Origin of the sequence: Sphingobium sp. BHU LFT2 (assembly GCF_018604485.1) — a bacterium.
GTDB lineage: Bacteria > Pseudomonadota > Alphaproteobacteria > Sphingomonadales > Sphingomonadaceae > Sphingobium > Sphingobium yanoikuyae_A.
In genome coordinates, this window is sequence record NZ_JAFCGW010000004.1 from 367,415 (window position 1) to 381,461 (window position 14,047).

Annotated in this window: 12 protein-coding genes; 5 read left to right on the forward strand and 7 right to left on the reverse strand. The window is 66.5% G+C overall.

Annotation, left to right across the window (positions count from 1 at the left end; genetic code table 11):
* Positions 1 to 23: 23 nt before the first annotated feature.
* The 3 genes from JQK15_RS11160 to JQK15_RS11170 all read left to right on the forward strand — a co-directional run bounded on the left by JQK15_RS11160 (position 24) and on the right by JQK15_RS11170 (position 2,570).
* Positions 24 to 521, forward strand: coding sequence for an SH3 domain-containing protein (locus JQK15_RS11160; RefSeq protein WP_004211336.1), 498 nt, complete (start codon positions 24 to 26; stop codon positions 519 to 521).
* Positions 522 to 1,057: 536 nt separating this feature from the next.
* On the forward strand, positions 1,058 to 1,993 hold the full coding sequence (locus tag JQK15_RS11165; RefSeq protein ID WP_214865508.1) for a hypothetical protein: 936 nt from the start codon (positions 1,058 to 1,060) through the stop codon (positions 1,991 to 1,993).
* Between the two features lie 40 nt (positions 1,994 to 2,033).
* Positions 2,034 to 2,570: a CAP domain-containing protein gene (locus tag JQK15_RS11170; RefSeq protein WP_214865510.1), complete on the forward strand. Its 537-nt coding sequence runs from the start codon at positions 2,034 to 2,036 to the stop codon at positions 2,568 to 2,570.
* Between the two features lie 250 nt (positions 2,571 to 2,820).
* Here the strand turns inward: JQK15_RS11170 and JQK15_RS11180 are convergent, their stop codons facing one another.
* The 4 genes from JQK15_RS11180 to JQK15_RS11195 form a co-directional block, all read right to left on the reverse strand.
* Positions 2,821 to 3,018 (reverse strand): hypothetical protein, encoded by a 198-nt coding sequence (locus tag JQK15_RS11180; protein ID WP_169861497.1) that lies wholly within the window; start codon positions 3,016 to 3,018, stop codon positions 2,821 to 2,823.
* Positions 3,019 to 3,147: 129 nt separating this feature from the next.
* Positions 3,148 to 4,461, reverse strand: coding sequence for an amidohydrolase family protein (locus tag JQK15_RS11185; protein ID WP_214865512.1), 1,314 nt, complete (start codon positions 4,459 to 4,461; stop codon positions 3,148 to 3,150).
* The gene (locus tag JQK15_RS11190; protein WP_214865514.1) at positions 4,458 to 5,861 is read right to left on the reverse strand and encodes an amidohydrolase; all 1,404 of its coding nucleotides are present in this window, start codon (positions 5,859 to 5,861) and stop codon (positions 4,458 to 4,460) included. The genes JQK15_RS11185 and JQK15_RS11190 overlap by 4 nt, the downstream gene beginning before the upstream one ends.
* A complete protein-coding gene (locus JQK15_RS11195; RefSeq protein ID WP_214865516.1) occupies positions 5,858 to 7,387 on the reverse strand; it encodes a peptide MFS transporter in 1,530 nt (509 codons plus the stop codon). The genes JQK15_RS11190 and JQK15_RS11195 overlap by 4 nt, the downstream gene beginning before the upstream one ends.
* A gap of 164 nt (positions 7,388 to 7,551) precedes the next feature.
* On the opposite strand from JQK15_RS11195, the gene JQK15_RS11200 reads away from it, so the two are divergent.
* Both JQK15_RS11200 and JQK15_RS11205 read left to right on the forward strand, forming a co-directional pair.
* Positions 7,552 to 8,130 carry a nitroreductase family protein gene (locus JQK15_RS11200; RefSeq protein ID WP_214865518.1) on the forward strand — a complete coding sequence of 193 codons (579 nt, stop codon included), beginning with the start codon at positions 7,552 to 7,554 and terminating at the stop codon, positions 8,128 to 8,130.
* 73 nt (positions 8,131 to 8,203) lie between these two features.
* Positions 8,204 to 8,548 (forward strand): GntR family transcriptional regulator, encoded by a 345-nt coding sequence (locus tag JQK15_RS11205; RefSeq protein ID WP_004211328.1) that lies wholly within the window; start codon positions 8,204 to 8,206, stop codon positions 8,546 to 8,548.
* Positions 8,549 to 8,578: 30 nt separating this feature from the next.
* Here JQK15_RS11205 and JQK15_RS11210 read toward each other — a convergent pair whose 3' ends face one another.
* The 3 genes from JQK15_RS11210 to prsK are packed head-to-tail and all read right to left on the reverse strand — an operon-like array spanning position 8,579 to position 14,043.
* The gene (locus JQK15_RS11210; RefSeq protein WP_214865520.1) at positions 8,579 to 10,594 is read right to left on the reverse strand and encodes a tetratricopeptide repeat protein; all 2,016 of its coding nucleotides are present in this window, start codon (positions 10,592 to 10,594) and stop codon (positions 8,579 to 8,581) included.
* Positions 10,595 to 10,597: 3 nt separating this feature from the next.
* Complete coding sequence (gene prsR, locus JQK15_RS11215; RefSeq protein ID WP_214865522.1) at positions 10,598 to 11,962, reverse strand: PEP-CTERM-box response regulator transcription factor; 1,365 nt, start codon at positions 11,960 to 11,962, stop codon at positions 10,598 to 10,600.
* A complete protein-coding gene (gene prsK, locus JQK15_RS11220; RefSeq protein WP_214865524.1) occupies positions 11,962 to 14,043 on the reverse strand; it encodes an XrtA/PEP-CTERM system histidine kinase PrsK in 2,082 nt (693 codons plus the stop codon). Before prsK ends, prsR begins: the two co-directional genes overlap by 1 nt.
* Positions 14,044 to 14,047: the final 4 nt, after the last annotated feature.

Consider the following 14,047-nt stretch of genomic DNA (forward strand, 5'->3'; position numbering starts at 1 on the left):
CTGGACAAGCGTATGGAAAGATCATGGGTGATATGGGCAAAGGGTCGGGCATGAAGCGCCTGCTGCTGGGCGCGGGCATGATCGCGGCACTGACCAACATGAGCGGCGCGGCGGCGGCCCCGGCCAAGCCGGTGCCCTATTGGGCGTCGCTGTCGCATGACGAGGCGCGGATGCGCGTCGGCCCCAGCCTCGATTACCCGTCCAACTGGGTCTATCAGCGCCGCGACCTGCCGGTGAAGGTGGTGCAGGTGCTGGGCCTGTGGCGCAAGGTGGAAGACCCTGACGGTGCCCAGGGCTGGATGCATGTCCGCCTGCTGAGCGATACCGCCACGGCGATCGTCACCGCGGCGCAAGCACCGATGCACGAGGGCGCGAGCGAAACCAGCCGCACCCTGTTCCGCGCCGAAAAGGGCGTGGTCGGCCGGATCGGTTCCTGCTCGAGCGGCTGGTGCGCGTTCGACGTGAAGGGCCAGAAGGGCTTCGTGAAGGCGAGCGACGTGTGGGGCGCCACCAGCGGCTAAGCCCGGCGCGGCAAAATAGGAAATGCCGCGCTTAACTTCGCATATTTCCCGCACATCCTGACATTTTCGTGCCGATGATGGAAATTATCGTGCGAGGCCGAGGACGCGCGCGGACGATGGGAAAGAGCCGGCGACGGTATAGCGGAAAGCCGGCGCTGTAGGACAGACGCCACGGCCCCGGCGCCATCGCCCCTAAGGATTTTCCGCCATCGGCCATCCGGAATAGCCCGATTGTTTCGCACCCGACATCGTCATAGCAATCCGTTTGTCGCAGCGCGCCGGGATTGACCCCGACATCTGCCTGGACATGGGGGACAGCGATGGCTTGGAGCAGGCGCGCATTCATCGGCGCAACGGCAGCATCGGTCACAGGCCTGTCCCTGATACCGGGCCTGATACCAGCCAGGGCGAATGCGCAGGCGAACCGGCAAAAAACCTATGGCGTCGTCGAAATCCGGCGGGGCGGAATGAGCGTCGCAGCCTACCGGTTTGACCGTGACCAGCTGGGCCGACGAAAGCTTTCAGGCTTCGAGCGCATGGCGCCGGAACCCACCGGCAAGGCGTTCGTCGAAACCGAACTGGCCAGCCCGCTCGGCCCCGCAGCGGATGACGCCATGGCCGCCCAGAGCGTCGACATCGTGGCCGGCCATATCGATCGGCTGAAGTCCCAACATGGATTGCAGACCAGCGACATTGCCGTGCTGGTCTCGGGCGGCCTTATCGACTTCGCGCCGGGCCGGGTGGAGCAATTCATCGCCGCCCTGCCCGCACGAACGGGCATCACCCCCGAAATCATATCGATCAAGGACCAGGCCCGGCTGGGCTATGACTGGATCGTGCGCCCCGCTGATCGCCGCAATGTGATGCACGTCAACATCGCCAGCGGCACTATCAAGGGCGGCTATTATGACCAGCATGGCCAGTTTGTCGCCCTTTCGGCGCCCTATGGACCCAAGACGATGGCCGGTGCGGTCAAGCTTCGCTGGCCGGACATCCGCACCGCCACCGTCGGCCAAAGGGCGTCGGAATTTTACGGCGATACGGTGGCGCCAGTGCTGGCGCCACAGATTGCAACGGAACCCCCGCCCCGGCAACGCCCGAACCTCTATCTGACGGGAGGGATCGTGACGGCAACCGCCGTGATCTTCCGCCCGAAGGCCATTATCCACCCTCATCCATGGGTGGAGATGCAACCCGATGATTTTGCGAACCTGCTCGGCCTGATCGCAAGCGGCACCCCTTATGGTGGGCCATTACCCGCGCCCCTGGCCGGCGAGGAAGGCGACCGCGTGCGCGACGCCCTGCGCCGGGTGCGGAACAGTTTCAACCCGCATGAGATGGCCGCCGGGGCGGCCATCGGCGATGGGCTGGCGCGGCAGTTGCGCTTTGACCAGCGGACCAGGCTGGCGCTGCCCCAATTGGCCGGCACCCAGATATGGGTTTCGCAATATCTGCTCGAAAAATTCGGCTGATGCCCCGCGCCCGATCCACCATCAGAGCAAGGAGAGGTTGATGATGCTGGAGCTTCTCACGCGCCCCTCGATACAGCGATCAGCCGCCATTCTGCTGGGCCTTATCGCCGCACTGCCGGTCCAGGCCCAGAATCGGCTCGACAATTTCGACCAGCGCGTCCTGGCCGCCCATAATGCGGAGCGTGGCCAGATTGGCGTGCCCAACCTTAGCTGGAGCCCTGCGCTCGCCGCCGACGCGGCGCGATGGGGCGCCAATCTCCAGACGCTGAGCGATCTCGAACATGATGGTTCGCTGGTCGCCGAGGGCGAGAATCTGTGGCGGGGCAGCAAGGGCGCTTATACGCCCGAAGACATGGTCACCATGTGGATCGACGAGAAGGCGGCGTTCAAGAACGGCGTGTTCACCGATGTGAGCACATCGGGCCAGTGGGAAGATGTCGGCCATTACACGCAGGTGATCTGGCGCGACACGACGCAGGTAGGATGTGCGCTCGTCACCGTGGCCAGCGGCGAGGATGAGATACTGGTCTGCCGCTATCTCGACGGCGGCAATGTCACCGGCCAGATGACCTACTAATCGCGCGTGATCATGCGGCGCCTGTCGCGCAGGGAGGGCAGCATTCCTGTCAGAAGTCGACCATGACCGAGAGCCAGAGGCGGCGCCTTTCCCGGTTAATCGAATGGGTCGGCAGGTCGCGCCATGGACTGCCCTTTCGAACAGTCCACAGCACGACCTCCATGAATAGCTGATTGTTCCTGCCGCTGCGTCCGGGGGCAGTTTGCCCAGATAGTGCGCTTCTATCGTCGCCCAGCTGGATTCACGGCCCCTAGAACAGGCCGCCGTCTATATCCGGCTCGGGGCTGTCCTGCATGCCTCTGGTCTGGATGGCCATTTCCACTTCGCCCGCCAGCAGGGCGGCGTCGTTGCCGGTGAAGCCGCTTTCGGCATCGATCAGATCATCCAGCTTGAAGCGGGCGGCAAACATCTGGAACCGCTCAAGGGCTTCATTCAGTTCATCTGGCATGGGGCCTCTCCTATATCGCGGTTGCGTCCTGCCCCAACGAGGCGGGGTCGCCTTTGGTGCCATGGCCCCCGCATTTTGCCGGCAGATGGGCGCGGCATGAAAAAGGGGGCCGTGGCCCCCTTCCCCATCTTACCATTCATAGGCCTTGGGCAGGCTGCCCTCAGCCGGGGTGGCGTAGCGGTCGCGCAGCTTGGTCTGGCGATTGTCGATCGGCTGCTGGAAGCCGTCGATCCACACCGCGACCGGCGCCGATTCCATTTCCAGCGGATCGCCGTCCCAGATCACCACGTCGCCCGCCTTGCCGGCCTTGAGCGAGCCGATCCGGTCGCCCAGCCCCATCGCCTCGGCCGGGGCTGAGGTGATGCTGCGCAGCGCCTGGCCCCAGCTGAGGCCGGTGGCGCCCGGCACCTTGTTGAGGGCGACCATATTGCCCGCCTGCTGGGTGGCGAGGCGCAGTTGCAGCGCTTCGTCCCGGTCCATCAGGCCCATGGCGACGGGCACGCCCGCCTTCACCATGCGGCCGACATTGCTCTGGGTCGCCGCCAGCTTCTCGAAGCTGGAAGGCAGGTCGTCGAGCCCGCCGGCGATCACCGGCACCTTGGCGGCGGCGATCTGGCTGGCGACCATCCAGCCCTCGGTCGCACCGGCGAGGATCAGCTTCAGCGCCGGGAAGTCCTTCCGGAGCGCCAGCACGCCGAGAATGTCGCGCGCGCTTTCGACATGGATCATCAGCGGCATGGCGCCGGTGACGACCGGGACCAGCGCCTCGGCATCGACGCGGTTGAGCAGCGCGTCCTTGGACCGGCCATCATAGCTGGCCGGGGCCTTGGCATAATCCTGCGCCTCGCGCAGCATCATCTTGAAGGTGAGATAGGCGGCCGGACGGCTGCCGCCGGCATCCTCCGCCCCCTCTTCGCCCATCTCGACATATTGGAAGGCGCGCGCCTTGGTGATCGGGTCCATGTCGGCACCCAGATCGACCACCGCGCCCTGCCCGGCAAAGATGCCGTTGCCGGTCGCGGGCACGACCACCGCGCGGGTCACGCCGGCGGTGCGGCTGATCGCGATCGGATTGGCGAGCGGGTTGATCGCCGGCGCAACATCGATCGCGGCCGAGAAGGGCGTGCGGGCGTTGATGTCGTTGGTTTCCTTGACGCCGGGCACTTCGGCCAGGCCGACGCGCGAGAAGCCCGAGACGATGCCGGGCGTCACCCATTTACCGCTGGCGTCGATGGTCTTGGCGCCGGCCGGCACGGCGACGCCGGCCCCGGCGGCCACCACCTTGCCCGCGGAAATGACCACGGTGCCATTCTGGATCGGTTCCGACCCGTCCCCGATCGCCAGGGTGGCGCCGGTAATCGCGATGGTCTGGGCCAGGGCCATGGGCGAGGCGGCAACGGCCAGCAGCGCGGCGGCCGCGCGAATTGCGGTCTTCATCGTCATTTCACGTCTCCCGCGCCGATCTGGCCGAGTTCGAAGTCGGTTACCGGGCGCCGCTTGGGATCATTGGCGTCATAGAGCAAGGCGCCGTCGACCCAGACCTTTTCCGGCCGGGTATAGGTGCTGAACGGGTTGCCGTTCCACAGCACGACGTCGGCCATCTTGCCGACCTTCAGGCTGCCGGTCTGGTCGGCGATGCCCATCGCCTTGGCCGGGTTGATGGCGAGCCAGGTCCAGGCGATCTCGTCAGGGATGTTCAGCCCCATGCGACGGCCCGCGCCCAGCGCCTTGGCCGCTTCCTGGTTCAGACGCTGAATGCCATTCTCGTCATCGGAATGGACGATGGCGCAGGCGCCGGCCTGATGGACGAGCGGGACATTTTCCTTGATCCCGTCATAGGCTTCCATCTTGAAGCCATACCAGTCGCCCCACATGGCGGCGCAAATGCCGTTCTCGCGCAGCAGGTCTGCGATCTTGTAGGCCTCGACCGCGTGGTGGAAGGCAGTGACCTTGTAGCCGAACTCCTTCGACATATCGATCACATTGGCCATCTCGTCAGCGCGGTAGCAATGGTTCTGGACCAGGATCTTGCCTTCCAGCGCGTCGGCCAGCGTCTCCATGCCCAGGTCACGGGTCTGGTCCTTACCGGCGGCGCGCTTCTTCTGATATTCGCGCGCCTTGATCCAGGTCTGGCGATCGACCGCCATATTGCCCATGCGGGTGCTGGGTTCGCGGCCCTTGGCGCCATAGACACGCTTGGGATTTTCGCCGCAGGCCATCTTCAGGCCATAGGGCGCGCCGGGGAATTTCATCCCCTGCATGGTGCGGGCCTGGACATTCTTCAGGATCACGCTGCGACCGCCGAACAGATTGCCCGAACCGGGCAGGATCTGCAGCGTGGTGACGCCGCCATTGGCGAGTGCGCGACCAAAACCGGGATCCTGCGGCCAGACCGAATGTTCGGCCCAGACATGCGGGGTGACCGGCGAGGTCATTTCATTGCCGTCCGAATGCGCGTCCACGGCAGGCGAGGGATAGACGCCCAGATGGCTGTGAATGTCGATGACGCCGGGCGTCACATATTTGCCGGTGCCGTCGAACACCGCGATGTCGGCCGGGATCGGCGTGTCGGGGCCGCCGATCGAGGTGATCTTGCCACCCGACAGGAAGACGACGCCCTTGTCGATCCGCCCGCCTTCACCGTCAAAGATGGTTGCGCCGCGGATCGCGGTCGCGACGCCCGGATAGGGCTTGTAGGTCGAAGGATAGGGATTGTCCGGCTCGGCCGAACTGCCCTGCGACGGCGGTGCGGGCTGATCCTTTTCCTTCCTGGCGACCGCCGGCGCGGTCATGCCGGTCGCGACCAGCGCCAGCCCCAGCAGCAGCTTGCTGCGTGCGTTCATGCCTGTTTCCCCTTTTCAGCGGCAATGAGATCGAGATGCATCATGCGTTTCACATAGGGCGAGACCAGCAGCACCAGGCCACCGACCACCACGGAAAACCAGCCGATGCGGCTGTAGACGTCCAGCACCTGGGTCACGTCGCCCGCCTCGCCGCTGCCGGTGGCGCGCGCGATCAGGCCGGCGATGAAATTGCCCGCGGCCATCGCCAGGAACCAGGTGCCCATCACCAGCCCGACCATGTTCGACACCGACAGGCGCGTCATCGCCGACAGGCCGACCGGCGAGAAGCAGAGTTCCGCCATGGTGTGGAGCAGATAGATGAGGAAGACGAAGATCACCGGCGTCAACGACTGCCCGGCCATCGCCGCGCCCGCGACCAGCACCAGGAAGCCGGCGCCGCACAGGATGAGGCCGATGCCGAACTTGGCGGGCGAGGATGGTTCCAGCCGGCGCTTGTCGAGGAAGGTCCACAGCACCGCGAACAGCGGCGCGAGCAGGATGATGTAGATGGAATTGACCGACTGGAACAAAGAGGCCGGCACGTCCCAGCCCAGGATGACGCGATCGACATTGCGGTCGGTGAAGATGTTGAGCGAGGAACCGGTCTGTTCGAACAGGCCCCAGAAGAGCGGATTGAGCGCGATCAGGAAGAGCGCGGCGAACATCCGGTCGCGCTCCACCCTGGTCAGCACCGTGACCGAGCGCCAAAGGATGTAGGCGACGGTCAGGGCCGAGAAGATCAGCAGCGTATAGCCCAGCAGTTCGGCATAGCGGATGACCATCCAGATCGCCGCCGCGCCCAGCGCGGCGCTGGCATAAATGGTCCATTCCTGCGAGATCGTGCCGATCGCCGGCGCGCGCAGCTTTTCCGGCGCGGGCGGCTCGCCCTTGCCCAGCAGCCAGGGCCGCAGCCAGACGAACATGACGAGGCCGAGCAGCATGCCGACGCCGGCCGCGCCGAAGCCCCAGTTCCAGCCCCACAGTTCGCCCAGCAGGCCGCAGACGATCGGTCCGCTGGCGCCGCCCAGGTTGATGCCCATGTAGAATATGGAGAAGGCCGGGTCGCGGCGATGATCGTCACGGGCATAAAGTTCGCCCACCAGCACCGAGATATTGGCCTTCAGGAAGCCGGTGCCGACGATGATGCTGGCCAGCGCCAGATAGAAACCGTTGAGATAGAAGGCATCCTGCCCCCCCGGCCCTTCGGTGATGGCGATCAGGAAATGGCCGATGGCGATGAACACCCCGCCCACCAGCACCGCCTTGCGCGGGCCCAGGAACCGGTCGGCCAGATAGCCCCCTATCACCGGGGTGATATAGACCAGCGAGGTATAGGCGCCGTAGAGGATATAGGCCTTGTCCTCGCCGAACAGGAAATGTTTGGTGAGGTAGAAAATCAGGATGGCACGCATGCCATAATAGGAAAAACGTTCCCACATTTCCGCGAAGAACAGCAGGAACAGGCCGCGCGGATGGCCGAGCCAGGTCTTGCCTGCCTCCGCCGGTACGGTGATTGCGGTCGCCATCGGACCCCCTTGAAATTGTCTTTTTGTGCCGGCCGGCGAGAGCGGCGGCGTTATGGCGCGGACCCTAGAGGGGAAAGGTGGGCAGAGTCAAAGCAGGGTTGAAGCGATAGGAAGTGCGCCCTTCGCCCTTGCGCCCGGCGGCAAAGCGTCCCATTTGGCAACCGATGTTCAACGACCTTTCCAGCCCCCTCACCCTGCTGCAGACCCGCCGTTCCGGCAAGCCGCGCGACCTGATCGCGCCCGGCCCGGACGATACGCAGCTGCGCCAGATTCTCGAAGTTGCGCTGCGCACGCCCGATCATGGCAAGCTGGCGCCCTGGCGCTTCGTGATCGTGCCGCAGGACAAAAGGGAAAAGCTCGCGGAAGTGCTGGAGGCCGCCTATCGCGCCGAGAAACCCGAGGCGGGGCGGCTGGAGATCGAGGCGATGCACCAGTTCGCGCATCAGGCGCCGACCCTGGTGGTGGCGCTGTCCAAGCCCGTGGCGGGCAGCAAGATTCCGGTCTGGGAACAGGAATTGTCGGCCGGCGCCGCGATCATGAACCTGCTGCACGCCACCCATGCGCTGGGCTTTGCCGGCGGCTGGCTGACTGGATGGCCGAGCTTCAATGACGATGTGCGCGACGCCTTTGGCAGCGCGGACGAACGGCTAGCCGGATTCGTCTTCATCGGCACGCCCTCACGCGCGCTGGAAGAACGGCCCCGGCCAGATTATAACGATATCGTATCAACATGGGACAGATAATTGCCGAAAATACGGGCTTTCACGTAACAAGGTCCATTGACCTGCACGGCTGTATTATGGCACTGATGCACTTATGAGCGACGAATCCAAACCCGTCTATCTCCGCCTTCGCGAGATCATTGCCGCCTCCATCCTGGATGGGGACTATCGCGATGGCGACCTCCTCCCCTCGGTCCGCGCCTTTGCCGCGCAGCAGGGCGCCAATCCGCTGACCGTGGCCAAGGCCTATCAGAGCTTTCAGGATGACGGGCTGGTCGTCGTGAAACGCGGCGTGGGCATGTTCGTCGCCGATGGCGCGACCCGCAAGCTGCGCGAGGCGGAACGCAGCCGCTTCCTGGAAAGCGTGTGGCCGCCGGTCGCGGCACAGATCCGGCGGCTGGGCATCCGGCTCGACGAACTGGACAGCCAGAAGGTCTGAAGAAGAGCGCCCCTCGGGGCGTTTTTTTTTTTACAATGAAGCGAGCGCCTTCACCGCCTGCTGGCGATCGGGGAAATTGGAGGCTGCCGCGTGCGACAAAGCGCGCTTCGCCTCCGCCTTGCGCCCGGCGGCGGCATAGGCCTGCCCCAGATGGAGCTGGAAGGGCGGGTTTTGCGGCGCGAGGGCAACCGCCTTTTCGAGCAGGTCGATCGCCGCCGGCCCCTGCGCATCGGTGCGCAGCAGCACCAGGCCATAGATGTCGGCGGTGACCGGATTGGCCGGCATCAGGCGATAGGCCTGGGCGGCATAGAGGCGCGCCTTGCCGGGCGATCCCGTTTCCAGGCTCGCGCGGGCCAGATCGGCCATCAGCAGCGCATCATGGCCGCCCGTCTGGGCCTGTACCGCCTGCAACAGCCGCAGCGCGCCGCGCCAGTCATGCGCCTGCATCGCCGCCCCGGCCGCCAGTCGCTGCATCTCCACATCCATCGGATTCTGCGCCAGGAACAGGCGGACGAGTTGCAGCGCGCGGGCGGGGTCGCCCGCCGCACTCCAGGCCGCGACCAGCCGCAGCGCGGCATTGCGATCGAACCGGATATTGGCCGCCGCCTCGAAACTGCGTGCGGCATCGGCGGGCCGGCCGGCAGCGACCAGCGCATCGCCCAGCACGACATGGGCGGCCGGCGCGCCGGGATTGGCGCGCGCCAGCAGCGCGGCGCGGTCGACCGCCTCACCCTTGCGCCCCTGCATCAGCAGCGCGCGGATATAGGGGATATTGTCGGCCGCAGTGGCGATATCGGCCGGCGGCGCCATGACGGCGTTCGTGCCGCCCAGCAGGTCCGACGAGGGACGCACCGGCCAGGAGGCGCGGGCCAGCAACGCATCGGCCTGCGCGCGATCGCCCAGTTGCTCCTGCGCGCGGGCCGCCAGCGTCAGCACATAGGGATCGGCATCATGGCGATCGACAAGGGGCGCGAGCGTCGCCGCCGTGCCGGCATAGTCGCCGGTCAGATAGGATGCGCGGGCCAGCAGCGTGCGCGCCACGCGATTGTCGGGCTGCATCGCCACCAGCGGCCCCAGCGCATCGGCCGCCAGCACGGCATTGCCATCCGACAGATGCAGCACGCCACGCAGCAACCGGGTCGCCGGCTCGCCATCCAGCCGGCCGTCGGCGCGGGCCAGCAGGGTGCGGGCAAGATCGATCTGGCCGGCGCGGGCGGCGATCACCGCCTGAAGGAACCAGGCGCGCGGATTGCCGGGATCGAGCGCCAGGATGCGCCGGCTGACGCTGAGCGCGCGGCTCGCGCGGCCGGCATCGGCCAGTGTCGCGGCATATTCGGTGAGCGGGGCAAGCGCATTGGGATGATCGTCCAGCGCCCGTTCGAACCAGGGCAGCGCCGCCACCAGCCCATATTGATCGCGGATCAGCATGCCGCGCAGGGTCAGCGCATCCGGATCGCCCGGTGCCAGCGTCAGCGCCTTGTCCGCGGCCGCAATCGCCCCGGCCTGATCGCCCAATGTCAGGCGGAACCGGCCAAGATCGACCCAGGTCCGGGCTGCGCGCGGGGCGAGGTGCAGCGCATCGTCAAAGGCGCGCTGCGCGGCGTCATTGTCGCCCTTGGCCTGCCAGGCGCGGGCGGCGACACGGGCGGCCTCGGCCGACTTGGCTTCGCCCGCCTGCACCGCGCGCAGAGCGCCATCGGCATCGCCCTGCAACAGCAGTGCCTGCGCCAGCAGCCCATTTATGTCCGCGACGCTGGCGCCCAGCCTGCGCGCGCGCAGCAGATCGGCCTGCGCCCCGGCGCCATCACCCAATTGCACCAGCGCGCGGGCATGGCCCAGTCGCGCCGACAGCGACGCCGGATTGCCGCGAATGGCGTTCATCAGCTCGATCCGGGCGGTGCGCGCATCGCCGGCATCCAGCGCGGCCAGTCCGCGCGCGAGCGCCGCACTGCCGTCCGCCTCATGCACGCGCCACTGCCACAGGCCGGCCAGCGCCAGCAGCAGCAGGGCAAGGCCCGCCAGCAGGATCAGGCGTGAGCGCCGCATCGATCAGCCCTGCATCTTATATTGTTTGAGCAGGTCGTAGAGGGTCGGCCGGCTGATCCCCAATATCTTGGCGGCGCTGGAAATATTGCCGTCGGTACGGGCGATCGCCCGGCGAATGGCGCGCCGATCGGCCATTTCGCGCGCGGCCTTGAGATTGACGAGCTCGCTGCCCTCCGCCCGATCACCGTCGAGATCGAGATCGGCCGCCGTCACATGCTTGCCATCGGCCATGATGACCGCGCGCTTCACGCGATTTTCCAGTTCGCGGACATTGCCCGGCCAGCCCCAGGCGTCGAGTGCGGCGAGCGCATCGGGGGCGAAGCCCTTGACCTGCGGGTTCATGTCCTGCGCGAAGCGGGTAAGGAAGTGGCGCGCGAGCAGCGCCGGATCGCCCGGCCGGTCGCGCAGCGCGGGGATGCGGATGACGATCTCGGCCAGGCGATAATAGAGATCCTCGCGGAAGCTGGCGGCGGCGATCATCGCGTCGAGATCCTGATGGGTGGCGCAGACGATGCGCGTGTCGACCGCGATCGGCTGGCGCCCGCCGATCCGCTCGATCACTCGTTCCTGCAGGAAGCGCAGCAGCTTTACCTGCAGGGGCAGCGGAATGTCGCCGACCTCGTCCAGGAACAGGGTGCCGCCCTGCGCCTGCTCGATCTTGCCGGGGGTGGTCTTGACCGCGCCGGTGAAGGCGCCCTTTTCATGCCCGAACAGTTCTGATTCCAGCAGGGTTTCGGGGATGGCCGCGCAATTGATCGCGACGAAGGCACCACCGCGACGCGGGCTGGCATCATGCAGACCCTGCGCCAGCAATTCCTTGCCGGTGCCGCTGGCGCCCAGCAGCATGACCGAGACATCGGCACTGGCGACCCGCTCGATCGTGCGGGCGACCCGCATCATCTCCGGCGCGCCGGTAATCATCCGGCCGAGCACCCTGCCCCCCTCCGGCGCGGCTTCGGCGAGGCGCGCATTTTCCTGTTCCAGCGCGTGGACATGGAAGGCGCGGCGGACGATCAGGCCCAGTTCGTCAATGTCGACCGGCTTCTGGTAGAAATCATAGGCACCGCCGGAAATGGCATTGAGCGCGCTTTCCCGTGCGCCATGGCCCGACGCCACGATCACCTTGGTATCGGGCTTGATGCGCAATATCTCCTCCAGCGTGGCAAAGCCCTCACTGGTGCCGTCCGGGTCCGGCGGCAGGCCCAGGTCGAGCGTCACCACATCGGGCGCCTCCATCCGCAGCATCTCGATCGCTTCGAGCCGGTCGCCGGCGATGAAGAGCTGATAATCCTCATAGGCCCAGCGCAATTGCCGCTGAAGGCCGGGATCATCCTCGACGATCAGCAATTTGGGGCGGGTGTCGCTCATCAGGCGGCCTTTCCTTGAACATCATCGCGCGCCGGCGCGGGCGCCAGCGGCAGGCGCAGGGTGAAACGGCTCCCCACGCCGGGTTTGCTTTCCACGTCGATCCGGCCGCCCATCGCCTCGGCCAGGCTCCGCGCCTCGAAGGCGCCGAGGCCAAAGCCGCCGGCCTTGCTGGACGAAAAGGGCTTGAACAGATCGCGGCGGATGAATTCGGCGGTCATGCCGCAGCCATGATCGACCACGGCCAATGTCGCCTGGCTGTGCGCGCTGCCCAGATGCAGTTCGACCGGGCGATCGGCATCGCTGGCGTCGATCGCATTCTGCAGCAGATGGACCAATATCTGTTCAACCCGCGCCGGATCGGCGAGCGCCACCGGCAAGTCACCGCTGACGGTGATGGCGCGCTGGCGGGCGCGGCTGCGCACGACCTGATCGACCAGCGGCCCCAGCGCCACCGGGCGCGGCTCTTCGGGCCGACCCTTGTTATGCTGCGACAGGCGGGCGAGCATGTCGTTCATCTTGCCCACCGACTCCTTGAGCGTCAGCAGCATGTCGGCGCGGAAATCGGGATTGTCGGCGTGCCGCTCGGCATTGCGCGAGAGCAGGGACAATTGGCTGACCAGATTCTTGATGTCATGCGCGATGAAGGCGAAGCGGCGGTTGAACTCGTCGAAGCGCTGGGCGTCGTCGAGCGCCTGCTGCCCCTGCGCCTCGCTGATATGGGTCGCCGCCTGACGCCCGGCGGCGCGCAGCATGTCGAAATCCTCCCAGTCGAGGCGGCGGTCGATCGGCGGCGGCGCAAGCAGGATCGCGCCGATCAGCCGGCCATAATGGAGCAGCGGCACCAGCGCCCAGACATGGGCATCCTCGATCAGCCAAAGCGGCAGGTCGAAGGTGGCGTCGCCATCGCGGATGCGACCGACATCGACGATCCAGCCGCTCCCTTCCCAGCTTTCCAGCTGATCGAGCGGCAGGGACAGGCCGGCGATCGGCTCCTGCGGCCAGTTCCATTGCGCCTCGAACGCGAGCCGACCGTCATCGGTGCGCAACAGCAGCAGGGCGGCGGGGGAATCGGTGATGTCGGCGACCGCCTTGGCCACCCGCTCGCCCAGCGGCGGGGCATTTTCGCCCGGACGGCCGATGGTTTCGCCAAAGCGCATCCATTCGGTGCGATAGTCGTAGCGATGCTGGAAGAAATGCTTGGCGACCTGCACCTTCCACAGCGCCCGCATCTGTGGCGAGGGCAGCAGGACGAGCGCGGTCACCGCCACGAAGAAGACCGCGCCAATCTCCACCACTCGCGCATAGGGGCCGGCGATCATCTCGATCAGCACCGCCGCCGCGGTCAGCACCACGACATAGAGGCCGACCGCCACCAGCGAGAGCGACTGGAAGGCGATGGTCCGCGACAATTGCAGCCGCCCGGCCATTTCCTTGCGCATGCCGATGGCGATGACCGGCGCCAGCAGCGCCATCAGCGGCCCGCGCAGCGCATAGAGTTCGTTGACCCGGTCCATCGCGAAATAGCCGATGACATAGAGATTGAGGTCATAGGTCCACATCGCCGCCAGCGCGCCGAGCAGCAGCGACACCCGCCCGCGATCGCGCGAGGGCCAGGCGGTATAGAGATGATGGACCAGCAGCAGGCAGCCGATCGCGGTCATCATCCGCAGCACGAGCGAGACCGCCACCAGCATCTGGTGCAGGTCGCTGCGGACCGGCAATTGCCGCCAGGTGAGATCGGTCGAGGTCTGGAGGAAGATGAGGCCGGCAACCGCGAGATAGACGAGGCCGACGGCGACTAGCGCGCCGCCGCGCGAGGCCGGCCCGCGCCGCAGCATGACGAACAGCAGCATCAGCCAGGCCGCGTTGCGGACGCTTTCCCCGATGCCCGAGAGCGGCTTGTCGACGCCGCCGAACGAGACATAGAGCGCCCAGCAGGAGGTCAGCAGCAGCGCGCTGGCCAGCATGCGCGGCTCGGCCGCATCGTCCCGGCGCCGCAGGATGAAGATGCCAAGCGCGGCGAACAGGACCGCGGCCAGTGCATGGCCCCAGTCGCCGATGAATTGCAGCAGCGCGCTCATGGCC

Bases quoted from the DNA above. Each gene is read 5' to 3' on its own strand.
- JQK15_RS11160 (WP_004211336.1), top strand. From the start codon at position 24: ATGGGTGATATGGGCAAAGGGTCGGGCATGAAGCGCCTGCTGCTGGGC.
- JQK15_RS11165 (WP_214865508.1), top strand. From the start codon at position 1,058: ATGGCGCCGGAACCCACCGGCAAGGCGTTCGTCGAAACCGAACTGGCC.
- JQK15_RS11170 (WP_214865510.1), top strand. From the start codon at position 2,034: ATGATGCTGGAGCTTCTCACGCGCCCCTCGATACAGCGATCAGCCGCC.
- JQK15_RS11180 (WP_169861497.1), bottom strand. From the start codon at position 3,018: ATGCCAGATGAACTGAATGAAGCCCTTGAGCGGTTCCAGATGTTTGCC.
- JQK15_RS11185 (WP_214865512.1), bottom strand. From the start codon at position 4,461: ATGACGATGAAGACCGCAATTCGCGCGGCCGCCGCGCTGCTGGCCGTT.
- JQK15_RS11190 (WP_214865514.1), bottom strand. From the start codon at position 5,861: ATGAACGCACGCAGCAAGCTGCTGCTGGGGCTGGCGCTGGTCGCGACC.
- JQK15_RS11195 (WP_214865516.1), bottom strand. From the start codon at position 7,387: ATGGCGACCGCAATCACCGTACCGGCGGAGGCAGGCAAGACCTGGCTC.
- JQK15_RS11200 (WP_214865518.1), top strand. From the start codon at position 7,552: ATGTTCAACGACCTTTCCAGCCCCCTCACCCTGCTGCAGACCCGCCGT.
- JQK15_RS11205 (WP_004211328.1), top strand. From the start codon at position 8,204: ATGAGCGACGAATCCAAACCCGTCTATCTCCGCCTTCGCGAGATCATT.
- JQK15_RS11210 (WP_214865520.1), bottom strand. From the start codon at position 10,594: ATGCGGCGCTCACGCCTGATCCTGCTGGCGGGCCTTGCCCTGCTGCTG.
- prsR (WP_214865522.1), bottom strand. From the start codon at position 11,962: ATGAGCGACACCCGCCCCAAATTGCTGATCGTCGAGGATGATCCCGGC.
- prsK (WP_214865524.1), bottom strand. From the start codon at position 14,043: ATGAGCGCGCTGCTGCAATTCATCGGCGACTGGGGCCATGCACTGGCC.